The sequence below is a fragment of the Luteimonas sp. YGD11-2 genome, assembly GCF_004118975.1.
Taxonomy (GTDB): domain Bacteria; phylum Pseudomonadota; class Gammaproteobacteria; order Xanthomonadales; family Xanthomonadaceae; genus Luteimonas; species Luteimonas muca.
The window spans coordinates 1,342,984-1,367,674 of sequence record NZ_CP035376.1 but is presented as its reverse complement, the minus strand read 5'-3'; the positions used below and the strand labels follow the sequence as shown (position 1 = coordinate 1,367,674).

15 protein-coding genes are annotated in these 24,691 nt (G+C 70.1%); 7 read left to right on the top strand and 8 right to left on the bottom strand.

Annotated features, from left to right (window positions below; all coding sequences use genetic code 11):
• Window positions 1-81: 81 nt before the first annotated feature.
• The 6 genes from ERL55_RS06185 to ERL55_RS06160 all read left to right on the top strand — a co-directional run bounded on the left by ERL55_RS06185 (window position 82) and on the right by ERL55_RS06160 (window position 7,522).
• Window positions 82-627 (top strand): polymer-forming cytoskeletal protein, encoded by a 546-nt coding sequence (locus tag ERL55_RS06185; protein WP_129135654.1) that lies wholly within the window; start codon window positions 82-84, stop codon window positions 625-627.
• Entirely contained in the window at window positions 624-995 is a 372-nt protein-coding gene (locus ERL55_RS06180) for a hypothetical protein (RefSeq protein ID WP_129135653.1), read from the top strand. Before ERL55_RS06185 ends, ERL55_RS06180 begins: the two co-directional genes overlap by 4 nt.
• 149 nt (window positions 996-1,144) lie before the next feature.
• Window positions 1,145-1,930: an enoyl-CoA hydratase/isomerase family protein gene (locus ERL55_RS06175; protein WP_129135652.1), complete on the top strand. Its 786-nt coding sequence runs from the start codon at window positions 1,145-1,147 to the stop codon at window positions 1,928-1,930.
• Window positions 1,931-1,995: 65 nt separating this feature from the next.
• Complete coding sequence (locus tag ERL55_RS06170) at window positions 1,996-3,987, top strand: acetyl-CoA carboxylase biotin carboxylase subunit (RefSeq protein ID WP_129135651.1); 1,992 nt, start codon at window positions 1,996-1,998, stop codon at window positions 3,985-3,987.
• Between the two features lie 38 nt (window positions 3,988-4,025).
• Window positions 4,026-4,940 carry a hydroxymethylglutaryl-CoA lyase gene (locus ERL55_RS06165; protein WP_129135650.1) on the top strand — a complete coding sequence of 305 codons (915 nt, stop codon included), beginning with the start codon at window positions 4,026-4,028 and terminating at the stop codon, window positions 4,938-4,940.
• A complete protein-coding gene (locus tag ERL55_RS06160; RefSeq protein WP_129135649.1) occupies window positions 4,937-7,522 on the top strand; it encodes an EAL domain-containing protein in 2,586 nt (861 codons plus the stop codon). Before ERL55_RS06165 ends, ERL55_RS06160 begins: the two co-directional genes overlap by 4 nt.
• A gap of 886 nt (window positions 7,523-8,408) precedes the next feature.
• On the opposite strand, the gene gyrA is transcribed toward ERL55_RS06160, so the two are convergent.
• From gyrA to smc, 7 genes are all read right to left on the bottom strand, one after another.
• Window positions 8,409-11,129, bottom strand: a complete 2,721-nt coding sequence (gene gyrA / locus ERL55_RS06155) for a DNA gyrase subunit A (RefSeq protein ID WP_129135648.1) — start codon at window positions 11,127-11,129, stop codon at window positions 8,409-8,411.
• A 360-nt stretch (window positions 11,130-11,489) separates the two neighbouring features.
• Window positions 11,490-12,551, bottom strand: coding sequence for an S-methyl-5-thioribose-1-phosphate isomerase (gene mtnA, locus ERL55_RS06150; RefSeq protein WP_129135647.1), 1,062 nt, complete (start codon window positions 12,549-12,551; stop codon window positions 11,490-11,492).
• A gap of 51 nt (window positions 12,552-12,602) precedes the next feature.
• Window positions 12,603-13,088: a DUF3011 domain-containing protein gene (locus tag ERL55_RS06145; RefSeq protein WP_241685880.1), complete on the bottom strand. Its 486-nt coding sequence runs from the start codon at window positions 13,086-13,088 to the stop codon at window positions 12,603-12,605.
• A gap of 120 nt (window positions 13,089-13,208) precedes the next feature.
• The gene (gene epmA, locus ERL55_RS06140; RefSeq protein ID WP_129135645.1) at window positions 13,209-14,198 is read right to left on the bottom strand and encodes an EF-P lysine aminoacylase EpmA; all 990 of its coding nucleotides are present in this window, start codon (window positions 14,196-14,198) and stop codon (window positions 13,209-13,211) included.
• Window positions 14,195-16,693, bottom strand: a complete 2,499-nt coding sequence (gene ligA, locus ERL55_RS06135; RefSeq protein ID WP_129135644.1) for an NAD-dependent DNA ligase LigA — start codon at window positions 16,691-16,693, stop codon at window positions 14,195-14,197. The genes epmA and ligA overlap by 4 nt, the downstream gene beginning before the upstream one ends.
• A 900-nt stretch (window positions 16,694-17,593) precedes the next feature.
• Window positions 17,594-18,349, bottom strand: coding sequence for a cell division protein ZipA (gene zipA, locus ERL55_RS06130; protein ID WP_129135643.1), 756 nt, complete (start codon window positions 18,347-18,349; stop codon window positions 17,594-17,596).
• Window positions 18,350-18,447: 98 nt separating this feature from the next.
• Window positions 18,448-21,951, bottom strand: a complete 3,504-nt coding sequence (gene smc / locus ERL55_RS06125; protein ID WP_129135642.1) for a chromosome segregation protein SMC — start codon at window positions 21,949-21,951, stop codon at window positions 18,448-18,450.
• 218 nt (window positions 21,952-22,169) lie between these two features.
• Here smc and ERL55_RS06120 point away from each other — a divergent pair, with 218 nt between their 5' ends.
• Window positions 22,170-24,038: an ABC transporter ATP-binding protein gene (locus tag ERL55_RS06120; protein WP_129135641.1), complete on the top strand. Its 1,869-nt coding sequence runs from the start codon at window positions 22,170-22,172 to the stop codon at window positions 24,036-24,038.
• Window positions 24,039-24,061: 23 nt separating this feature from the next.
• Here ERL55_RS06120 and ERL55_RS06115 read toward each other — a convergent pair whose 3' ends face one another.
• The gene (locus ERL55_RS06115; protein ID WP_241685855.1) at window positions 24,062-24,658 is read right to left on the bottom strand and encodes a DUF488 domain-containing protein; all 597 of its coding nucleotides are present in this window, start codon (window positions 24,656-24,658) and stop codon (window positions 24,062-24,064) included.
• Between the last annotated feature and the right edge of the window lie 33 nt (window positions 24,659-24,691).

Genomic DNA, 24,691 nt, shown 5'->3' with positions numbered 1-24,691 from the left:
TCGGGCAGCGGCTTCGCCGTCGCGCGGCATCCGCGCGTTTCCCTGTCCGGCCCGCACGCCACCGTCCTGCCGAGGAACTCCATGGCCATCTTCAACCCGCCCGGTCAAACCAGGAAGGACGTGCCGTCCTTCGCCAATGAACCCGCCCCTGCCGCCGTGCGCGACAACCCGCCGCCTGCGCCCGCTGCGGCCGACTTCCGTCCGACCCAGAGCGCGCCACCGCGCAGTAGCCAGCCGGAAGCCAAGGAATCGCTGATCGCCTCGAACCTCACCATCGAGGGCAAGATCGAGGGCACCGGGCACGTGCGCATCGCCGGCCGCTTCAAGGGCGACGTCAACGTGCAGGGCGATGTCACCCTGGAGCGCGGCGCCAAACTCGATGGTGGCGTGCGCGCGGACAAGGTCATCGTCGCCGGCGAGCTGGAGGGCAATATCGAATCCGCCCAGCGCGTGGAACTGCTCGACACCGCGGTGATGAGCGGCGACCTCAAGGCCGGCACGCTCACCGTGGCGGCCGGGTCCAAGATCCGCGGGCATGTCGAGTGCGGCTGGGAGAGCCCGGCAGCGGCCAAGGGCGCACGCGTCGAGAAGACCGACAGGGCCGACCTCGAACCCGCCACCCCGTGAGCAACAGCCGGCCCGGCGAGGCCGGCGCGACCCGCATCTGCCCGCACTGCAAGACCACCATCCTGCAGAGCGCGACGATCTGCCCGTCGTGCCGGCATTACCTGCGCTTCGATGCGCCGGCCAGCGTGGCCGGTGCATCCACCAATGCACTGCAGGTTGAAGGCACCATCCGCCACCCCGCCGAAGGCGGCGCCTGGGAATATTCGGTGGTACTGGTCGTGCGCGATGGCGACGGCAAGGAGCTCAACCGCCAGGTGGTGGGCGTCGGCGCGCTCTTCGGCAGTGACGAGCGCAGTTTCAGCCTCGCCGTCGAGGTCACCCCCACCCATGACACGCGGCGTCCGGGCAAGCGCGGGATGCGCCATTAGATAGGCCTGCAGGCAACCGCGCGCCCCGGGCGCACCGGGAATCGTCCAGTCGACGTCGTGGACGCCGCCACAGGTCGACGCCTGCCGTTGCGCCGGCCGGCGTGGACGACGCGGGTATCATGCCGGTCGGTTTCCGCGAGTCCGTATCGATGTCCGATGCCCTGACCTTCGTCACCCACGGCCCGGTGGCCCGGCTGCGCCTGGATCGCCCCGACCTGCACAACGCCTTCGATGCCGGCCTGATCGCCGCGCTCACCGCCGCGGTGGAGCAGGTGGCCCGCGACGCCGACGTGCGTGCGGTGGTGATCGAGGGCGCCGGCGCCTCGTTCTCCGCCGGTGCCGACCTCAACTGGATGCGCGCGATGGCTGGCGCCAGCGAGGTCGAGAACCGCGATGACGCGATGGCGCTCGCGCGCCTGATGCGCACGCTCGATGAACTCCCGAAGCCGACCATCGCCCGCGTGCACGGCGCGGCTTTCGGCGGCGGCGTCGGCCTGGTGGCCTGCTGCGACATCGCCATCGGCGTGCCGGAGGCGAAGTTCGGTCTCACCGAAAGCCGCCTCGGCCTGTTGCCGGCGGTGATCTCGCCGTACGTCATCGCCGCGATCGGTCCGCGCCAGGCGCGCCGCTGGTTCGCAACCGCCGAGATCTTCGATGCGGAGCAGGCACATCGCATGGGCCTGCTGCACGAGGTGGTACCCGCAGCCGAGCTCGACGCCGCGGTCGACCGGCAGATCGGCCTGCTGCTCAAGGCGGGCCCGTTCGCCGCCGCCGACGCCAAGCGTCTGGTGCGCGAAGTGCTTGCCGAGCCCGACCGCGACCGCCGCGACCACGACAACGCCACCCTGATCGCCGCGCTGCGTGTCTCCACCGAAGGCCAGGAAGGCCTGTCCGCGTTCCTGGACAAGCGCCCGCCGGCATGGGTGCAGCGCTGAGCCCGTCGCTTCGCCGTTCCATGCATCCGCATCCACCCCTCCATCCGGAGGAGAAGGCTGAACCCATGTTCGATTCCGTACTCATCGCCAACCGCGGCGAGATCGCCTGCCGGGTGATCCGCACCTGCCGCCGGCTGGGCATCCGCACCATCGCCGTGTATTCCGAGGCCGATGCGCAGGCGCTGCATGTGCGCATGGCCGACGAGGCGTGGCCGATCGGTGGGCCGCGTCCGCAGGACAGCTACCTGCGCGGCGATGCGATCCTCGCGGTGGCCCGCGAACGCGGCGCGCAGGCGATCCATCCCGGCTACGGCTTCCTCAGCGAGAACGCGGACTTCGCCGACGCGGTGGACGCCGCGGGTATCCGCTTCATCGGGCCCTCGGCGGCATCAATGCGGAAAATGGGTAGCAAGGCCGGCGCCAAGGACCTGATGGCGGCGGCCGGCGTGCCGGTGGTGCCCGGCTATACCGGCGAGGACCAGTCCGGCGCGACGCTGGCACGCGAGGCACAGCGCATCGGCTTCCCGCTGATGATCAAGGCCGCGCACGGCGGCGGCGGCAAGGGCATGCGCATCGTGCGCGCTGCGGACGAGTTCGCGGCCGCGCTGGAGAGCTGCCAGCGCGAGGCCGCCAACGCCTTCGGTCGTGACCGCGTACTGCTGGAGCGCTATATCGAGCAGCCGCGGCATATCGAGATCCAGGTGTTCGGCGACCACGTCGGCAACACCATCCACCTGTTCGAGCGCGAGTGCTCCGCGCAGCGCCGTTACCAGAAGGTGCTGGAGGAATCGCCCTCGCCGTTCCTGACCGATGACCTGCGCACGCGCATGGGCGAAGCCGCAGTGCTCGCCGCGCGCGCGATCGGCTACGCCAATGCCGGCACGGTGGAATTCATCGTCGACCCGGCAGGCGCCTTCTATTTCATGGAGATCAACACCCGCCTGCAGGTGGAGCACCCGGTGACCGAACTGGTGACCGGCCTCGATCTCGTGGAATGGCAGCTGCGCGTCGCCGCCGGTGAGCCGCTGCCGATGGCGCAGGACGCGATCACCCAGCAGGGCCATGCCATCGAGGTGCGGTTGTACGCCGAGGACCCGGATGCCGGCTTCCTGCCCGGCTCCGGCGCGCTGACCCGGCTGCGCCTGCCGGACGCCGATGCGCATGTGCGCGTGGACAGCGGCGTGGTCGAGGGCGACACCGTCACCATCTTCTACGACCCGATGATCGCCAAGCTGATCGTCCACGACGCCGATCGCCCGCGTGCGCTGGCGCGCCTGCGCGAGGCGCTGGCGGCGTGCGAGATCGAAGGACCGAAGTCCAACGTGGGCTTCCTCGAACGCCTGGTGCGCGACCCGGCGGTGGTGGATGCCACCATCGATACCGGCTACCTGGACCGCCAGCCGGATGCGCTGCGCCAGCCCGAGCGCCCGCAGGCCATGGCGATGCAGCGCGTGGCCGCAGTCGTGGCGGAGCTGCTCGCCCTCGAACAGGCGACCGGCGCGCAGCCCGGGGATCCGCATTCGCCATGGTCTGCCGGCGACGGCTGGCATGGTGCCGGTGGCGCCGCCACGCGCCTGCGGCTGAGTGATGGCGACGACGTGCTCGACGTGCATGCCAGTGGCCGTGGCGGGCGCTGGACGATCACCGTCGGCGATGCCGCGCCGGTGGACGTCACCGCCGCGCGCCGCGAGGGCGACCGCCTGTGGCTGCAGGCCGACGGCAGTGCGCGTGCCTTCCGCATCGGCGGGGACCGCGACCATCTGCTGATCCACGACGGCGACAGCCGTCGCGCGCTGCGCTTCCTGCGCCGCGAACAGCGCGCCGCCGGCGCCGCCGCAGGCAGCGACAGCCGCCTGCGTGCGCCGATGCCGGGCCGCATCGTGGTGGTGCGCGCAGCCGCGGGCGACGCGGTGACCGCCGGCCAGGAACTGCTGGTGATGGAGGCGATGAAGATGGAGATCTCCATCAAGGCGCCGCGCGATGGCGAGCTCGCGGAACTGCCGGTCACCGAGGGCGAATTCGTCGAGGCCGACGCCACCCTCGCCCGCCTGGCCTGAACCGGGCGCAGGCGACGTACATCCCAGCGGGAGAGGCAATGAACGACCAGGTACGCATCGTCGAGGTATCGCCGCGTGACGGACTGCAGAACGAGAAGGCACTGGTGCCGGCGGCGGTCAAGGTCGAGCTGATCGACCGGCTTGGCCGCACCGGCCTGCGCACCATCGAGGCCACCAGCTTCGTCAGCCCGACGTGGGTGCCGCAGCTGGCCGATGCCGCCGAGGTGTTCGCCGCCATCGCGCGCCGCCCGGGCATCGCCTATCCGGTGCTGGTACCCAACGAAACCGGTTACGAGCGTGCACGCGCAGTCGGCGTGGAGGAGATCGCGGTGTTCACCGCGGCATCGGAAGCGTTCAACCGCAGGAACATCAACGCCGGCATCGACGAGTCGCTGCAGCGCTTCGCGCCGGTGATGGAACGGGCGCGCGCGGATGGCGTGCGGGTGCGCGGCTATGTCTCGACGGTACTGGGCTGCCCCTACCAGGGCGAGGTGCCGCTGGCCGACGTGGTGCGCGTCGCGCGTGCGCTGCATGACATGGGCTGCTACGAGGTCTCGCTCGGCGACACCATCGGCGTGGGGACGCCGGCGAAGGCCGCGGCCATGCTGCGCGCGGTGGCCACCGAGGTGCCGGTGCCGGCGCTCGCCCTGCACTTCCACGATACCTACGGGCAGGCGCTGGCCAATGTGCTCGCCTGCCTGGAGCAGGGCGCGCGGGTGATAGACGCCGCGGTGGCCGGCACCGGCGGCTGCCCCTATGCACATGGGGCCAGCGGCAATGTCGCCAGCGAGGATGTCGTGTATATGCTGCATGGCATGGGCATGCAGACCGGCATCGACCTCGAGGCGCTCGCCGACACCGGGCGCTGGCTGGCGGCGTGCCTGGGGCGCGGAACCGGCAGCAGGGTCGGCCAGGCCACCGCACCCGCGGCACCGGATCCGGCGGTGTCATGAATCCGCCGCGTCGAGCGGATGCCGACGACGCCTCGCCCGGGACCGACCCGGAGCGGATCGCCGCATCGCTCGACGCCGCTGCAGGCGATCCCGGCATTCCGGCAGAGACCCGCCGACTGCTCACCCGCGCCGCCGATGCCCTGCGCCACAGCTGCGTCGATGCCGAGCGCGCACGCCTGCGCTACGCCGCGCTGTTCGACGCGGTGCCCGACCCGGTCAGCATCCTCGACGAGCGCGGCATCGTGCTCGACCTCAACCGCGCCGGGGAACGCGCCTACCGGCGCCCGCGCGAGGAGATCGTCGGCCAGCCGATCGAGGTGCTCAATCCCGACCTCCCCACCGACCACATGCAACCGGTGCTCGAAACCCTGCACCGCGGCGGCACCTATGTGATCGAGGTCTACAACATGCGCGCCGACGGCACCCGCTTCCCGGTGGAGGTGCACTCGGCGGGTTTCAGCCTCGATGGGCGCCCCTGCGTGGTGGCGGTGGCACGCGACCTCAGCGCCCGCCGCGAGGCCGAAGCGCGCTACGGGCAGCTGCTGGAGGTCATCGACAAGGGCGTGCTGGTGCAGGATGCCGCCGGCCGCCCGCTGCAGGCCAACGCCGCGGCCATGCGCATCCTCGGCATCAATGCCGACCACAGCCTGGGCGAGCACCTGGTGCCGGAGGACTGGACGCTGCTCGACGAAAGCGGCCGCAGGATTCCGCCCGACGCCTCGCCGTTCGCGCAGACCCTGCGCAGCGGCCGCCCCACCGGCACCCGCGTGCTCGGCTTCTACCACAAGCCGGAACGGCGCCTGCGCTGGATGTCCTATGCCACCGTGCCGGTGTTCGCGCCGGGCGCGCAGCAGCCGCACCAGGTGATCTCGTTCTTCAACGACATCACCAGCCTCAAGCGCGACCATGCGCTGTTCGCCCGCGCCCAGGCGCTGGCACGCATCGGCGGCTGGGAGTGGGAGGTCGGCCGCGACGCGCTCTACCTCACCGCCGAGGGCGCGCGCATCCTCGACCACCTGCCGCTGCCGGTGAACATGGCGGGCATGCTGGAAAGCCTGCGCGAGGACGATGCGCACCGGCTGGAACAGGCGCTGCACTCGGCCGTGGATCGTGGCCAGCCGCTCGACCTCGAGCTGCGCGGGCGCCGCGACGATGGTCGCGCCCTGTGGGTGCGCATCATCGGCGAGCGCGAGCACGACGAGTCCGGCGCCATCAACATCACCGGCACGCTGCAGGACATCAGCGAACGCAAGCAGTCCGAGGAAACCCTGCGCGTGCAGGCGCGCACCGATCCGCTGACCGGCCTGCTGAACCGCGATGCGATTCTGGCCGAACTCGACGGCCGCTTGTGCGACCCCACCCAGTCACGGCTGGCGGTGCTCTATATCGACCTCGACCGCTTCAAGACCGTCAACGACGTGCTGGGCCACGCGGCGGGCGACCAGCTGCTGCACTTCGCCGCACGTCGCATCGCCGACGCGGTCGGCACCGAGGGGCTGATCGCCCGCGTTGGGGGCGACGAGTTCCTGGTCGTGTGCGGCATCCGCGACGATGCCGGTACGCCCGAGCGTCTTGCCGAACGCATCCTCTCGGCGCTGGCGGAGAACTTCCGTTTCGACGGCGAGGAGTTCGACATCAGCGCCAGCATCGGCATCGCGCGCGCGCCGCAGGACGGCGACCGCCCGCAGACGCTGATCCAGAACGCGGATGCGGCGATGTACGACAGCAAGCGGCGGCTGCGCAACAACTGGCAGGCCTACACCGCCGAGCTCGGGCAGCTGCGCGAGGACCGCCTGCGCATGGAGACGCAGTTGCGCCGCGCGGTGGAGAACGAGGAGTTCCGGCTGGTGTACCAGCCGCAGGTGGACCTGCACCATGGCCGCATCGTCGCCGCCGAGGCGCTGATCCGCTGGCGCAGCCAGCAGGGCGAGATGCGCCCCGACCACTTCATCGCCCACGCCGAAAACACCGGCGACATCGTGCGCATCGGCCGCTGGGTGCTGCAGCAGGCCTGTGCGCAGGTCGCGGCATGGCGCGCCGCCGGCCACGGGATCGTACGCGTTGCGGTCAACGTGTCGTACCGGCAGTTCATCGGTGACGACCTCGCGGATGCCGTGCGCGCGATGCTCGCCGAGCACGCCCTGCCGGGTTCCGCGCTGGAACTGGAATTCACCGAGCGCGCGCTGATCGAGGACGCGCCCGACACCCTGCGCACCTTCGCGGGCCTGCGCGACCTCGGGGTGATGCTGAGCATCGACGACTTCGGCGAGGGCTACAGCGCCCTGAACTACCTGCGCCGGTTGCCGATCCACGGGCTCAAGCTCAGCCAGCTGTTCGTGGCGGGCGTGCCGGACAACCATTCCGACGTCGCGGTCTGCCAGGCGATCGCCGGCATCGCACGGAGTCTTGGCCTCGGGCTGGTCGCCGAAGGTGTGGAGTCGGAAGCGCAGCGGCGCTTCCTGCTGGAACTCGGCGTGCCGGTCGGCCAGGGTTTCCTGTTCGCACCAGGGCTGTCGGCGGATGACCTCGCCCGGCGGCTGACGATGGAGCAGGCGCTGCAGGCCCGCGTCGGGAAGCGTTGAGGCAACGGGCGGTCGTCAGGTGTGCAGGCCGCGGGACTGCGGCTCGAAGGAGGTTCTCCTCCCGATAGAGGGGCGTCCATGCAAGCGCGGAGCCTCGCGCCCGGAAGCCCGGAGGTTCCGGAAGTTCGTAAGTTCGGAGCCGAGCCGAGCAAGAGCCAGAGCACGGCCGGGTCAGGTTGGGCCGCGGGCGGCCCACCACGGCCACAGGGGGATGCCCAGCCGGATATCTCCGCGTCCTGCTACCACATCCGGCCGCCGGCCATCCATGGCCGGCTCTGGACATCCCCCTGTGGCCGCGGCGGGCCCCCGAACCGTCGTGGGATCCGGGAGGTCCACTGCAAAGAACGTAGGCCGTCGTGGCGGCGACTCCCGGCCTGCCGTCGCTGTCACTGTTGCCGCAACCTGCCGACCTCCCATGCCGGACCTGCGAACGCAGGCACGTTCAGCGGTAGGCGACGCCGACACAACCACTGTGATGTTCGTGCCGGAGCCGGCGAATGCCCGGGCCCGTCGCGTGCACCGGGGGGTGTGCTCCCAGCCGGCCATGGATGGCCGGCGGCCGGCCGTGGTAGCTGGACGCGGACTCCGGCCGGGGGAGCACACCCCCCGGTGCGCGCGACGGGCGGCGCGGCTCGAAACGGAGCCCATCACCGCGCGGCATTCCAGGGTTGCGCCACATCCGGGGAACGAGAGGACAACGCGCCCCCGTGTGCACGATGGACGCGCGGCACCCACGGAGGCACGTCAGCCGTGCAACGACACCGGGTCGGGAGATGAACGTCGAACAAGCGCCGGGGCTGCGGCTCGAGAACCCTCTCCCGCCCGCGGGAGAGGGCCTGGGGTCAGGGCATCCCGCCGCGGGAGATGCCCGCGACCCGCCCCGCCATCAGGACGCCGGCGTTGCCGACTCCGTTGCGGCACCGCCGTCGGCCAGCTGTGCCGTCGCCACCACGCCCTCGTCCTCGACGATCGACGCATCCACGCGCTCCACCGCCTGCAGGCGCTCGCCTTCGGACACGCGCATCAGGGTGACGCCCTGGGTGTTGCGGCTGACCACGGAGATCTCCGCCGCGCGGGTGCGCACCAGGGTGCCGCCATCGGAGATCAGCAGCACCTCGTCGCGACGGCTCAGCAGCACCGCCGAAACCAGCCGGCCATTGCGCTCGGTGGTCTGGATGCCGATCACGCCCTGGGTGCCGCGGCGCTTGCGCGGATATTCCGCAAGCCGGGTGCGCTTGCCGTAGCCGTTCTCGGTGGCGGTGAGGATGTAGGCATCGGGCTCGTCGTCGTGCTCGACCTGCACCGCGTCGCCATTGCCGTTGCCGTTGCCGTTCGCATGGCCGTTGCCGTTCTCGGATTCGTCGGCCGCTTCCTCGGCGCCCTCGCCTGCCGATTCGGCGACGATCAGGCTGACCACGCATTCGCCTTCGGCGAGGCGGATGCCACGCACGCCGGTCGCCGTGCGGCCCATCGAGCGCACCGCGTTCTCGTCGAAGCGCACCGCCTTGCCGTTGGAGGCGAACAGCAGGATGTCGCGGTCGCCGTCGGTGAGCTCGGCGCCGATCAGCGCGTCGCCCTCGTCGAGGTTGATGGCGATCTTGCCGCGCTGCAGGCGGAACGCGAACTCGGTGAGCGGGGTCTTCTTGACCGTGCCGTTGCGGGTGGCGAAGAACACATACTGGCCTTCGGTGTACTCGCGCACCGGCAGCACCGCCTGCACCTTCTCGCCTTCCTCGAGCGGCATCCAGTTGATGATCGGACGCCCGCGCGCGTTCGGGCCGGCATCGGGCAGCTGGTGCACCGGCAGCCAGAACACGCGGCCGCTGCTGGTGAAGGCCAGCAGCGTGTCATGGGTGTTGACCAGCCACAGCTGGTCGATGAAATCCTCGTCCTTCGTGGACGCGGCGTTGCGCCCGCGGCCACCACGCTTCTGCGCACGGTAGGCGGTCGCCGGCTGGCGCTTGACGTAACCGGCATGCGACAGCGTGACCACCACGTCTTCCGGCGCGATCAGGTCGAGGATGTCGAGATCCTCCTCGCTGGCGCGGATCTCGCTGCGGCGGGCATCGCCGAACTCTTCCTTGACGTTGCGCAGCTCGGTGCGGATGACGTCGAGCAGCACGTCGGGATTCTCGAGGATCTCGATCAGGCCGCGGATGGTTTCCAGCAGCAGGCGGTATTCCTCGGTGAGCTTGTCCTGCTCCAGCCCGGTCAGGCGGTGCAGGCGCATCTCCAGGATCTGCTGCGCCTGGGTCTCGGTGAGCTGATAGCCATCGGCCAGCAGGCCCACGCCCCTGGGCAGGTCTTCCGGGCGCGAGGCCTCGGCACCGGCCGCTTCCAGCAGCGCACCGACCAGGCCCGGCTGCCACACCCGCGCCAGCATGCGCTCGCGGGCGACCTGTGGGTTGTCCGAGGTCTTGATCAGCTCGATCATCTCGTCGATGTTGGCGAGCGCGACCGTCAGGCCTTCGAGGATGTGCGCGCGCGCGCGCGCCTTGCGCAGTTCGAAGATCGTCCTGCGCGTGACCACCTCGCGGCGGTGGCGCACGAAGGCCTCGAGGATCTGCTTGAGGTTGAGCAGCTGCGGCCGGCCCTCGACGATCGCCACCATGTTGATGCCGAACACCGACTCCATCTGCGTCTGCTGATAGAGGTTGTTGAGCACCACCTCGGCGGAGTCGCCGCGCTTGATCTCGATGTAGATGCGCATGCCGTCCTTGTCGGACTCGTCGCGCAACTCGCTGATGCCATCGAGCTTCTTTTCCTTCACCAGCTCGGCGATCTTCTCGATCAGCCGCGCCTTGTTCACCTGGTACGGGATCTCGGTGACGATGATCGACTCACGACCGTTGTCGGCCACCTCGACGTCCGCCTTCGCGCGCATGCGCACACGGCCGCGGCCGGTGCGATACGCCAGGTGGATGCCGCCGACGCCGTTGATGATGCCGGCGGTGGGGAAGTCCGGACCCGGGATGTATTCCATCAACCCGTCGATGTCGATGTCGGGGTTGTCGATCATCGCGATCAGCGCGTCCACCACCTCGCCCAGGTTGTGCGGCGGGATATTGGTGGCCATGCCGACCGCGATGCCCGCCGAGCCGTTGACCAGCAGGTTCGGGAAGCGCGTCGGCATCACCGACGGCTCCAGCTCCTTCTCGTCGTAGTTGGGCACGAAATCGACGGTGTCCTTGTCGATGTCGGCCATCAGCTCGTGGGTGAGCCGCGCCATGCGCGCCTCGGTGTAACGCATCGCCGCCGCGGAGTCTCCGTCGACCGAACCGAAGTTGCCCTGCCCGTCGACCAGCATGTAGCGCAGCGAGAACGGCTGCGCCATGCGCACCAGGGTGTCGTACACCGACTGGTCACCGTGCGGGTGGTACTTACCGATCACGTCACCGACGATGCGCGCCGACTTGTAGTACGGCTTGTTGCTGTGGGCACCGAGCTCGGTCATCGCGAACAGCACGCGGCGATGCACCGGCTTCAGGCCGTCACGCACGTCGGGAAGCGCGCGTCCCACGATCACGCTCATGGCGTAATCGAGGTAGCTGCGGCGCATCTCGTCTTCGAGGTTTACGGGGATGATTTCTTTCGAGGAATCGACCATCTAGGCGGTTTGCATCCTGGCTGCGCGGCACGGACCGGGTGGCCTTCCGGAACCTCCGGACGACCCGCGCGCCGGCCGCCGGCAACGCGTGGAAAAAGACAGCGGATGATACCACGCGGGGCCCTGCGGCCCAAACGCTTCCATCCTGAAAACAAGCACTTAGGCCAAGGGTCGCGCACAGGCAGTACGGTTGCGGGCGGCGGCCCCGGCTGACCTGAACGGGCAAGGGACCGGCGCGTGCCCCGCGGCCGGACGGCGAGGCGGTGCGAATGGAGCCGGGTGAGGCCGCGCCGGAAGCGCGGTGCAGTCCCCGGGGGAGCGGCTGCGCGCGAGCGCGCCCAGGGAGTCCGTCGGAAACGCTCAGGCGGTGCCGAACAGGGCGCGCATGCGCTCGGCGTCGGGCTGCTCGACGATGCCGCGCTCGGTCACGATCGCGTCGATCAGCGACGCCGGGGTGACATCGAATACCGGGTTCCAGGCCTGCACGCCTTCGGCGACCGTGCGGTTGCCGGCGACGCCCAGCAGCTCGCCCGGATCGCGTTCCTCGATCTCGATGCGGTCGCCGGATGGCGTGGCCATGTCGACGGTGGACGACGGCGCCACCACCATGAACTTCTTGCCGTGGAAGCGCGCCGAGATCGCCAGCTGGTAGGTGCCGATCTTGTTGGCCACATCGCCATTGGCGCAGATGCGGTCGGCACCGACCACCACCCACTCGACCTCGCCATTGCGCAGCAGGTGCGAGGCGGCGGCATCGGCGATCAGGGTCGCGTCGATGCCGTCCTGCTGCAGTTCCCATACGGTCAGCCGCGAGCCCTGGTTCCACGGCCGGGTCTCGTCGGCATACACGCGGCCCACCCTGCCCTGCGCAACGCCGGCACGGATGACACCCAGTGCAGTGCCGAAGCCGGCGGTCGCGAGCGAACCGGTATTGCAGTGGGTGAGCACGCCCGAGCCGGGCGCGATCAGCGATGCACCGAGCTCACCCATGCGCCGGTTGGCGGCAAGGTCCTCGTCGGCAATCGCCTGCGCTTCGGCGGCGATGCGTTCGCGCCAGTCGGCACCCGCGGCTTCGAGCGCGGTGCGCATGCGCGCCAGCGCCCAGGCGAGATTCACCGCGGTCGGACGCGCGGCGTTGAGCCGCTGCATCGCCGGCGCCAGCAGGGACGCTGCGGTGACGCCGTCGGCCGCATCGACCTCGCGCGCGGCCAGCACCACGCCCCAGGCCGCAGCGATGCCGATCGCCGGCGCCCCGCGCACGATCAGCGCATGGATCGCCGCGGCCACGTCATCGCTGCGGGTGCAGGTGACGTACTCGGTCGCGAACGGCAGCTTGCGCTGGTCGAGGAGTTCCAGGGCATTGCCGGTCCAGCGGATCGGGCGGATGCGGTCGTAGCGTGCGTAATCGATGGCGTCGTTCATCGGGCGATTCTAACCGCCGCAGCGGCCGGCCCCGATCGATGCCGAATGCCGTCAGCGGACGACGAATTCCGCGCCGCAACCGCCGGAGACCCACACGCCGTTGCGGTCCCAGCCCCAGTTCTGCCGCTGCACGCAACGCACGTCCGACAGCTGTTCGTCCAGGCGAACGTCCTGCGCGACCACGGCATTGCAACGCATCATGCGGTTGCCGCGCGACTCGCAGCGCACGCGCTGCGGCGGCGTGTTGCCGTCGAGATCGACGGGCCCTTCGATGAAGTCCGCGCTGCAGCCGCGTGCGACCCACACGCTGCGGTTGTCATAGCCCCAGGTGGTGCCGTGGATGCAATCGAACGAGGAGTTCTGCACCAGCAGGCGCACCCCGTTGCGGGTGTCGGCGTTGCAGTAGTTGCGGCGGTTGTCGCGCGATTCGCAGCGGAACACGCGAGGCTCCGCGGCGGCAACGGGCTGCGCGTCTTCCCCGCCGCCCAGGCCGAGGCGCGCGGTCAGGCCGCATCCGCCCGTGCCCACGGCCAACATCACGACAAGCGCTCCCCGCAACATGAAACCCCCCGGATCCACGACGCGCCCAATCTACACGCTGCGCACCGCCGCGCATGTAAACATTTCGACAATCCGGCCCCGCCGCGGGGCGTGGCCTCAGGCGCGCGCGAAATCGAATGCCAGCACGTCGGCAATCCGCGACGTGCCCAGCATCGCCATCAGCAGGCGATCGACGCCCAGCGCGACGCCGGCGCAGGCCGGGAAGCCCGTGTCCAGCGCATCCAGCAGATGCCGGTCGATCGGCGGCAGGACGTCACCGCGGCGCGCCCGTTCAGCCAGTTCGCGTTCGAAACGCGCGCGCTGCTCGCCCGCATCGGCCAGCTCGTGATAGCCGTTGGCGAGTTCGAGCGGGCCCAGGAACAGCTCGAAGCGCTCCGCCACCGGCACCGGCGCAAGCACGTCGCCATCGCTTTCACGTATGCGCGCGAGCATGCACTGCGATGCCGGGTAGTCGTACAGCACCAGCAACTGGTCGACCGGGAAGCCGGGCTGGATGCGATGGCTCAGCAGCAGGTCGAGCCAATCGTCGCGGTTGAGGCCGTCGCCATCGATGCCGATATCGCCGAGTGCCGCACGCAGCGTGCCGATGTCGGTGAGCATCGGGTCGAGGCCAAGCGCCTCGCGAAACAGCTGCCGGTACGACGTCGCCACCACGTGCGCCTGCCGACCCACCAGCGCAAGCGCCGCCTGCACCACCGCCGCGGCTTCGTCGGCAAGCCGGCGATGGCCCCAGCCGACGCGGTACCACTCGAGCATGGTGAACTCGGGGTTGTGGCGCCCGCCCGCTTCGCCATCGCGGAAGACCCGGCCAAGTTCGTAGCAGTCACCGACGCCGGCGGCCAGCAGGCGTTTGAGCGGGTATTCCGGCGACGTGCGCAGCCAGCGCGTGCGCGCACCGGCATCGACATGGCCGGTGAATGCCAGCGAGAACGACGCGATATTGGGCTCGGTGTTGCCGGCCTGCGACATCACCGGGGTCTCCACCTCGAGCACGTCGCGTTCGGCGAAGAAGTTACGGATCAGCGCATTGACGCGCGCGCGCAGGCGGATCGCGGCCGGTGCCGCGGACGGGCGCCAGTCGTTCACTGCTCACGCCCGAGGAAAGCCACCAGTCTGGCTTCGTCCCAGACCTCGACGCCGAGTGATTCCGCCTTCGCGAGCTTCGAGCCGGCAGCCTCGCCGGCGACCACGAAATCGGTCTTCTTCGACACGCTGCCACTGACCCTGGCGCCGAGCGCTTCCAAGCGCTCGCCGGCCTCGTCGCGGGTCATCGACGACAGCGTGCCGGTCAGCACCACGGTCCTGCCCTCGAGCGGGCCGGCGCTGCGCCGTGCGGCCGCCGGTGCCGCGGCGAGCAGGCGCTCCATCGCCTCGCCGGCCGCCAGCAACGCCGCGCGCGCGTCGTCATCGGCGAGGTAGGCCTGCAGGTTCTCCGCACCGGCGGCCGACAGCCCCGCACCGGTCCAGCCACTTGGATTCGCCCGCAGCAGTGCGCCGAGCGTCTGATAGGTCTGGCCCAGGCGCTCGGCGCTTTTGCCGCCCAGCTTGTTGACCGCAAGCGCGGACAGCAGGTGCGCAAGATCCAGGCGTTCGTGCAGGCCGGCATCCGGCAGGCCCTCGTCCTCGAAGGTGATGCCCGCGGCCAGCAGCGCATCGACCACGGCGATATTGCCCGGCTGTTCGAAGAACGTCGCGATCGAACGCGCCACTTCCGCGCCGATGTCCGGCAACGCCTGCAACAGCAGCGCCGGCGTGCTGCGGATGAACCCGAGCGAGCCGAGCCACTGCGCCAGCGTCTTCGCGGTGGTCTCGCCCAGGTGCGGGATGCCCAGCGCGAACAGGAAGCGCGGCAAGGTGGTGCGACGGCTGGCATCAATGCCGGCGATAAGGTTTTCCGCCCACCTGGTCGCGAGCCGGCCCGCGGATGCATCCACCGCAAGATGCGCACGCAGGAACTCCGCGCGACGCCATTGCGGCGGTTCCTGCGCCAGTGCGGTGCGCGTGGCCTCGTCGATCGTCAGCGCGCCGCGGCTGTCATCGACGATCCGCAACAGGTCCGCCGCGGTTGCCGCATCCATCGCCACCTTCATGCGCACGAGATCGGCGACGTCGAGTGCGTAGAGATCGGCGATCGATTCGACAAAACCGTATTCCACCAGCGCGTCGGCCTGCTTCTCGCCCAGGCCTTCGATATCCATTGCACGCCGCGAGGCGAAATGCCGCAGTGCTTCGCGCCGCTGCGCACCGCAGGTGAGCCCGCCGGTGCAGCGGAACGCCGCCTCGCCCTCCTCGCGCACCAGGTCGGACCCGCACACCGGACAGGCGTCGGGCATCGCCCACGGCGTGGTGCCCGGCGGGCGACGCTCGTCGATGACGCGCACGATCTCCGGGATCACGTCGCCGGCGCGGCGCACGATCACGGTGTCGCCTTCACGCACGTCCAGCCGCGCGATCTGGTCGGCGTTGTGCAGCGTGGCATTGGTGACGGTGACGCCCGCCACCTGCACGGGCTCCAGCCGCGCCACCGGCGTGGCCGCGCCGGTGCGACCGATCTGGATCTCGATCGCGCGCAGCTGCGTGGCCTGTTCCTGCGCCGGATACTTGTGTGCCAGTGCCCAGCGCGGTGCACGCGAGACGAAGCCCAGCGTGCGCTGCTGGTCGTAACGGTCGAGCTTGTAGACCACGCCGTCGATGTCGTACGGCAGGCTGTCACGCAGCGTGCCGATGCGGCGGTAATAGGCGATCAGGCCATCGAAGCCGGTGGCGGTGTCGACTTCCGCCGCCACCGGGAACCCATAGCCGCGCAGCAGTGCCAGCGTCCCGGAATGCGTCTCCGGCAGGTCGAGGCCCTCAACCGCACCGACGCCATAGGCGAAGAACGCCAGCGGACGACGCCGGGTGACCGCCGGGTCGAGCTGTCGCAGCGACCCCGCCGCACCGTTGCGCGGATTGGCCAGCAGGCGCTCGTTGCGCTCCAGGGCGCGCGCGTTCCAGGCCTCGAAGGCCTCGCGCGGCATGTATACCTCACCGCGCACCTCGAGCACCGCCGGCGGCGGCGCGCCGGTGTCACGCAGCCGCAGCGGCACCGCACGCACCTGGCGCAGGTTGGCGGTCACGTCCTCGCCGGTCGCGCCATCGCCGCGCGTGGCGCCCTGCACGAACACCCCGTCCTCGTAGCGCAGGCTGATGGCGAGGCCATCGAGCTTGGGCTCGACCGAGAAGCGCGGTGCGCGTGTGCCGAGCCGGTCCTCGATACGGCGCTCGAACTCGGCGACCTCGCGGTAGCGGACGCGGTCGTCGTCACCGCCGTCGGGATCCTCGAACGCATTCGCCAGCGACAGCATCGGGATCGCATGGCGGACTTCGGCGAAGCCCGAGTCCGGGCGTGCGCCGACGGTGCGGGTCGGGGAGTCCGCGGTGACAAGATCCGGATGCGCCGCTTCCAGCGCCTCGAGCTCGCGCATCAGCGCGTCGTACTCGGCGTCCGGAATCGATGCGTCATCGAGGACGTAGTAACGATGGTTCGCGTCTTCGATCAGGCGCCGCAGTTCGTCGACGCGTTCGCTGGGGGACTTGGCCATCGGGCAATTCTAAGGGGGCCGCGGTGGTGGGCGACGTCGCCTGCGGTCAGCGGACCACAGCTCCATGGATGTGTGTCGAGGCGTCTGACTGGAAAGGTCCATGTCCCGCTGCGGGAGACGTCGTGCGGCTGTCATGCCTCTGTACGCGCCGTGCCGCTCATCGTGCATACGGGGAGGTGTTGTCCTCGATCTTCTCCACGCGCGGGCGGTGGCGGAAAAGCGCGAGCGCGGGGTGCCCAGGCGTCGGCGAGGTGCTTCGTTCGGCTTCGCGCTGCCCGTCACGCGCACCGGGGGGTGTGCTCCCCCGGCTGGAGTCCGCGTCCAGCTACCACAGCCGGCCGCCGGCCATCCATGGCCGGCTGGGAGCACACCCCCCGGTGCACGCGACGGGCCCGGACATCCGCCGGCTCCGGCACACAAAGCAACAGCGGTTGTGCTGGGCCGCCTGCCGCTGACACGCGCGTGCGTACGAGAGTTCCGGCATGGAGGTCATAGCCGTGGCTGCCCGCCACGAGCCTGACGTTTTCCGCCGTTGACCTCTTCAGCACGCAGCGACAGTCCGGTGCCCGCCGCGGACGCAGGGGGATGTCCAGAGCCGGCCATGGATGGCCGGCGGCCGGATGTGGGAGCAGGACGCGGAGATATCCGGCTGGGCATCCCCCTGTGGCCGCGGTGGGCTGCGCGCGCCGGCACCACGCCCGCGCTCCGGCTCTCGCTCCTGGCACTGACCTGACCCCGGGCTCGCAGGCTCGCGGCTCGCGCTCACAAATTCCCAGGCGTCCGGCGAGCCTCCGCGCTCGCATGGAACTCCCGTCATTCGGGAGAACCCTGAAAAAGGCGGGGCTTCCTCGTGACCTTCGATGCAGCCCCTGGACGTGGAGCCGTCCAACGGCGGATCCCCTACCAGCGCGGGCTGCGGGTCACCGGCGGCGCTTCGTTCTGGCGGTCGTAGGCGCGCAGGTCGTCGCGGATATGGGCCACGCGCTGGCGGCCCAGCGCGTTGCGCTGCTCGTCGAGCAGGACACCTTCCAGCAACTCGGCCATGCGCTGCGCGGTGGGCAGCATCTTTTCCCACGCGTCGAGCGCGCTGACCGGTGCGGGCAGGGTCAGGAAGAACGCGATCGCCGGTGTTTCCAGCGACTGGATCTCGGACATCTCGAAGCTGCCCGGCTTGCGGATATTGGCCACGCTGAAGATCGGCCCGCGCTCGGGATGGCCTTCCAGCAGGCGGTGGAACACGTTCATGTGCCCGTAGGTCAGGCCGGCCTTCTCGGCCGCGACCACGATGTCCGGACCGCGCAGCACCTCGCCGGCGCGTGCGGCGATGTACAGGGTCACGATCTTGTCGAAGTCGTCGCTGACACGGCGGCCGAGTTCCGCGTTCGGCGTGGCCGGTTCGCCGACGGCGGCGTCGAAGAGGTCGAGTTCCTCGGGCTCGCGCGCATCGTCAGTGGTGGCGCCCGCGGCGTCGAGCTCCTGCTCGATCTGCGCACCCAGCGTCGGCTCCATGCGGTCACGCTCGGTGCCGCGCTCCTCCGGACGCAGGCGACGGCCCTGGCCGCCCTGTCGCGGACGCGTGCCGAAGTACCAGATGGCCGCCAGCAGGATCGCACCTGCAACCAGAATGCCGATCCGCATCAGCCACACATCGGACATCGCGCTTCTCTCCCTTGCTCGTCATCGGTGCACGCCGGCCGCGGCCAGCGTGCGGAATGGACCGTCATGCCGCGCCGACCAGCGCGCCGCCCCGGCCGTCAGGCCGCGCCGGCCAGGCGCGCTGCCTCGGCAAGGTCCACCGAAACCAGCCGGCTGACGCCGGGCTCGCGCATGGTAACGCCACTGAGCTGGTGCGCGGCTTCCATCGTCGCCTTGTTATGGGTGACGAACAGGAACTGCACCTGCTCGCTCATCTCCGACACCATCGCGGTGAAGCGGCCGACGTTGGCTTCGTCGAGCGGCGCGTCCACCTCGTCGAGCAGGCAGAACGGCGCGGGATTCAGGCGGAAGATCGCGAACACCAGCGCCACCGCGGTCATCGCCTTCTCGCCACCGGACAGCAGCGAGATGTTCGACACGCGCTTGCCCGGCGGCCGCGCCATGATCGCCACGCCGGTATCGAGCAGGTCCTCGCCGGTGAGCTCGAGATACGCGTGGCCACCGCCGAACAGGCGCGGATACAGCTCCTGCACGCCGGCGTTGACGCGGTCGAAGGTGTCCTTGAAGCGGCCGCGGGTCTCGCGGTCGATCTTGCGGATCGCGTCCTCGAGGGTTTCCAGCGCCGAGTTGAGGTCGGCATCCTGGCTGTCGAGGTATTCCTTGCGTTGTGCGGCCTCGGCATGTTCCTGGATCGCGGCGAGGTTGACAGGCTCGAGCCGGCGCAGGCGGGCATCGAAGTCCGCGACCATCTTTTCCCACGCGGGGGCGCTGGCCTCGTCGGCGACGTTGGCGAGCACCGCCTCCATTTCGTAGCCGGCCTCGACCACCGCCGCGCGCAGCTGGTCGGCGCGGATCACCAGCGCCTGCTGATCCAGCCTGCGCTGCGAGATCGCCTCACGCTGCGCCAGCGCGTGCGCGTCGCGCTGCTGGCGGGTCTGTTCGAAACCACGCAGCTCGTGCTCGATAGCTTCCAGCGCCGAACGCGCCGCGGCCAGCGCGTTGTCGGCGACCACGCGCTGTTCCAGGGCGGACTGGCGCTGCTCCTCGAGGTCGCCGACCGGGGCGTCACCATCGGCGAGCTGCACGGTGATCTCTTCCAGGCGACTGTCGAGCTGGCCGCGCTGCGTGCCCATCCGCTCCAGCGCCTGCGCGAGCCCGGCAATCTGCGCGCGTTGCGACTCCAGGCTCAGCGCGAGCGCGTGCGCCGCATCGCGCGAGGCACGCGCGGCATCGCGGGCGGCATCGCGAGCCTGCACCAGCGCCGCGCGCTCGGCTTCCAGCGCCTGGCGGGCCTGCTCGTGACCGGCCATCAGGCCGATCGCATCCTCCAGCCGGCCACGTGCCTCGCGCGACTGCGTGGCCGAGCTGTCGAGCGTGGCGATAAGCTGGTCCAGCTCCTGGTCGATGCGCGCGATGCGGTTGCGCGCGGCATCGAGCCGACCCTGCTGGCTCTGCAACTGGCCGGCCAGTTCCGACGCACTGCGGTGGGCGACGTACAGCTGCCGCTGGGCTTCCTCGCGCGCCTGCTCGGCCGCGAGCAGCCGCTCGCGGCGCTGCGCGGCCGCAGCTTCGAGATCGGCTTCGCGTTCCTGCAGGCTGGCGATTTCCGCACGCAGCGACTGGATCTCGCGCTCGCGCAGCAGCGCACCCTGCTTGGCCGCGCCGGAGCGCAGCACCCGCACCCAGCCCGCGCCCAGGCGCTCGCCATTGCGGGTGATGACGGAATCGCCCTCCGGCAACGCGGCCTGCAGCGCACGCGCATCGGCCAGCGTTTCGGCTGCATGCAGCCGTGCCAGCAGCCGGCGGATCGCCAGCGGCCCGCGCACCTTCGCCGCCAGCGAGGTCGGCGCGAAGCCGGCATCCCCGTCCGCGGCCGAGACCAGCGCAAGCCGGCCCTCACCGAGGTCGCCGAGTGCTTCGACCAGGGCTTCGGGCGAATCGACCAGCACGCCCTCGATCAGTTGCCCGAGCGCGCCTTCGACAGCGTTCTCCCAGCCCGCTTCGACCTGCAGGCGTTCGCCGACGCGGGCCGACGAATCCAGCCCCTGCCGACGCAGCCACTCCACCGCGGCACCCTGCTCCTGGCCGAGCGCCGCATGCTGCAGCGTCTCCAGCGACGACAGCCGCCCACGTGCTTCCTGCGCGCGCTTGCGCAGCTCGGAGAGTTCGTCCTGCGCGCGCCGCTGCTCGTCCTGCAGCTCCAGCGCCGCCTGCTTGCGCAGCTGGACGTCCTCTCCGAGGGTGTCGAGCGCGGTGCGCTGCTCTTCGTGGCGCTGCTCGATCCCGGCAAACGCCTCCGCGAGCGCGTCAAGGTCGAGACCGGCGCGTTCGTTCTGCAGTTGCTCGCGGCGGCGGTCGCCTTCCAGCGCCTGGCGGTCGAGGTAATCGACGCGGGTGCGTTCGACTTCGGCGGCCCGCGCCGCCTCGGCGGATTCGCGGCCATGTGCTTCCCAGCGCTGCTGCCAGTCGGCAAGCGCGGCCTCGGCCTCGCGCAGCATCTCCTGGCGCGCCTCGTCCTCGGCGCGCAGCGCTTCGAGGCGTGGCTCGGCCTCGACGATGGTCGCGCGCAGCGCATCGAGGCGCTGCTGGTCGCCGCTGATATGGCCGCCGAGTTCGGCCAGCGCATTGGCGGTCTCGTCGCGGGCGCGGTGCAGGCGCGCGGACAGGTCACGCTGATGGGCGATCTGCTGCTCGATGCGGGCCAGCGTGCCGGCCACCTCGTAGACCGCCGCCTGCGCCTTCGCCAGGGTGTCGGCGGCCTCGTGCTGGCGCACGCGCCCGGTCTCGATGCGGCGCTCGGCGTCGCGCTGTTCGGCGATCAGCTGTTCCAGCCGCGTCTCCTCCTGCGCCAGGCCCTCGCGCAGCGCCTGCAGTTCGCGATCGAGGATGCGGAACTCCAGCGCCTTCCACTCCGCGTCGCGGATCTTCCGCTCGGCCTGGATCGCGGTGTACTGCTCGGCCTGCTTCGCCTGCCGCGCGAGATGCTGCAGCTGCTTGCCGACCTCCTCGCGCAGGTCGTTCAGACGGTCGAGGTTCTCGCGGGTGTGGCGGATGCGGGTCTCGGTTTCCTTGCGGCGCTCCTTGTAGCGCGAGATGCCGGCGGCCTCCTCGAGATGCACGCGCAGGTCCTCGGGCCGCGCCTCGATGATCTGGCTGATCATCCCCTGCTCGATGATCGAGTAGCTGCGCGGGCCCAGGCCGGTGCCCAGGAACAGGTCGGTGATGTCGCGCCGGCGGACCTTGGTGCCGTTGAGGTAGTACGCGCTCTGGCCATCGCGGCTGACCGTGCGCTTGACCGAGATCTCGTTGAACGAGGCGTATTCGCCGCTGATGGTGTGGTCGGAGTTGTCGAAGATCAGCTCGACCATCGCCTGCGACACCGGCTTGCGCGCGGTGGAGCCGGAGAAGATCACGTCGGTCAGCGAATCGCCACGCAGGCGGCTGGCGGTGCTCTCGCCCATCACCCAGCGCACGGCGTCGATGATGTTCGACTTGCCGCAACCGTTGGGGCCGACCACGCCGGTCATGTTGGTCGGCAGGTGCAGCGTGGTGGGGTCGACGAAGGACTTGAATCCGGCGAGCTTGATCGTGGACAGGCGCATGCGGCGGACGGTTGCCTCGTGGGCCGGCGCCGGGGCGCGGCCACTCCATTGGTGGGAATCCGGTGTGGAAAGCCCCGGCAAGCCGTTGTTCCGGTTGGGGCACGGCATCGCCCGGGGCGACGCCACACGCGAGTATACGCGGATGCCCGGATCCGCCGGCCCGGTGCGCCGGGCAGTCGTGACCGCCACGACCACACCATGAACGGCAGAATCGCGCGATGCCCCAGCCCCCCGGAACCGCCCCGTCCCATGCCCAGCCCAGCCTGCGCGAGCGCTTCAATGCGATGCGCAACCTGCCGCCCTTCCTGCGCCAGGTCTGGGCGACCAGCCCCACCCTCACGCTGACCAGCCTCGGCATCCGCCTGGTGCGTGCGGTGATGCCGGTGGTGATGCTCTATATCGGCAAACTGATCATCGACGAGGTGGTGCGCCTGGTCGGCCTCGGACTGGGGTTCGTCGATCTGCGCCAGGCCTGGGACAGCGGCCAGCTCGACTACCTGCTGTGGCTGGTGCTGGCGGAGTTCGGGCTGGCGGTGCTGTCCGACCTGCTGGGGCGGCTGGTGTCGTATGCCGAAGGGTTGCTGTCGGAACTGTTCACCAATGCCACCAGCGTGCGGCTGATGGAGCATGCCGCCACCCTGGACCTCGAGGACTTCGAGGACCCGGAGCTGCAGGACAAGCTCGACCGCGCACGCCGCCAGACGATGGGGCGGATGAGCCTGCTCGGCCAGCTGTTCGGCCAGGTGCAGGACATCGTCACCGTGGCCAGCTTCGCGGCGGGCCTGCTGATCTATGCGCCATGGCTGATCCTGCTGCTGGCGGTGGCGCTGCTGCCGGCCTTCGTCGGCGAATCGCACTTCAACGCGCTGGGCTACACCCTCAATTTCCACTGGACGCCGGAACGCCGGCAGCTGGAGTACGTGCGCCAGACCGGCGCCAGCGTGGAGAGCGCCAAGGAGGTCAAGATCTTCGACCTCCACCGCTTCCTGATCGACCGCTACCGGACGCTTGCCGAGGGTTTCTACCGCGCCAACCGCGCACTGGCGCGGCGCCGCGCGTTCTGGGGCACGCTGCTGTCGGCCCTCGGCACGCTCGGCTATTACGTGGCCTACGCCTACATCGTCTGGCGCACCATCCGCGGCGATTTCTCGATCGGCGACCTCACCTTCCTCGCCGGCAGCTTCCGCCGCCTGCGCCAGCTGCTGGAGGGCCTGCTGATCGGTTTCTCGCAGGTGGCCGGGCAGGCGCTCTACCTCGAGGACCTGTTCTCGTTCTTCGCCATCGAGCCGGAAATCCGCTCCAGGCCCGACGCGGTGCCGGTGCCGCGGCCGATCCGCGAAGGCTTCGTGTTCGAAAACGTGGGGTTCCGCTATCCGGACGCCGAACGCTGGGCGGTGCGGCACCTGGACTTCGAGCTGCGTGCCGGCGAGGTGCTGGCGCTGGTCGGCGAAAACGGCGCCGGCAAGACCACCCTGGTGAAGCTGCTGGCACGCCTGTACGACCCCGACGAGGGCCGCATCCTGCTCGACGGCCGCGACCTGCGCGATTACGACCTCGACGAACTGCGCGCCAACATCGGGGTGATCTTCCAGGACTTCGTGCGCTACCACCTCACCGCCGCCGAGAACATCGGTGTCGGCCAGATCGGCGCGATGGACGACCGCGAGCGCATCGTCGATGCCGCGCGCCGGGCGATGGCCGACGAGGTCATCGCCGAGCTTCCCGGCGGCTACGACCAGCTGATCGGCCGCCGTTTCAAGACCGGCGTGGACCTCTCGGGTGGGCAGTGGCAGAAGATCGCCATCGCCCGCGCCTACATGCGCGATGCGCAGGTCATGATCCTCGACGAACCCACCGCCGCGCTCGATGCGCGCAGCGAATACGAGGTGTTCCGCCGCTTCAAGGAGCTGTCGCACCAGCGCACCGCGGTGCTGATTTCCCACCGCTTTTCCAGCGTGCGCATGGCCGACCGCATCCTGGTGCTGGAACAGGGGCAGCTGGAAGCCAGTGGCACCCATGACCAGCTGATGGCCGCCGGCGGCCGCTACGCGGAACTGTTCGAGCTGCAGGCCGCCGGTTACCGCTGAGAACACGGAGGCCCGCGCCGGACTCAGAACCCCAGCTCGCCCTGCGCATCTTCCGGTGCGCTGTAGTCCAGCCGTCCGTCGACGATGCGCGCGGCACCGGTCCAGGGATGTTCCTGCGACTTGCCGGGGCCCATCAGGTGGATGACCGTCCAGTCGCGCGCCTTGAAGTCATCGGAGATCAGGCTGCGGTGGCAGCTCCACCACATCGCCTCGGCGCACATCACCGCCGTGGGCTTTTCACCGGCGGTCTCCATCAGGTGCTCACGCGCGGCGGCGAACGCCGGGGTGTCCATGTAGTCGGCATAGCCGCGGAAGCTGGTGTTGCGCCAGGCGGTATGGGGCGAATCCGGCCGTGGCCGCCGGCGCCCACCCAGCGCTGGCATCGGCAGGAAGTCGATGCCGTGTGCCGGCAGGCTCTCGGCCAGTGCCTCCGCCGCGAAATGCGGATGCCGCCGTGATCCCGGGTAGCGGCGCACGTCGGCCACGCAGGCGATCCGCGCCTCGTGCAGCAGGGCCACGAATTCCTCCAGCGTCCGCGTGGAATGGCCGATCGTCCACAACGTGTCCATCGCGGCAGGCTGCCAGCCGGGGCGTGCAGGTTCGATGAGAATGGTTCGCATCGGATAGAATGGGCCGTTTCCCCACGGCCTTAC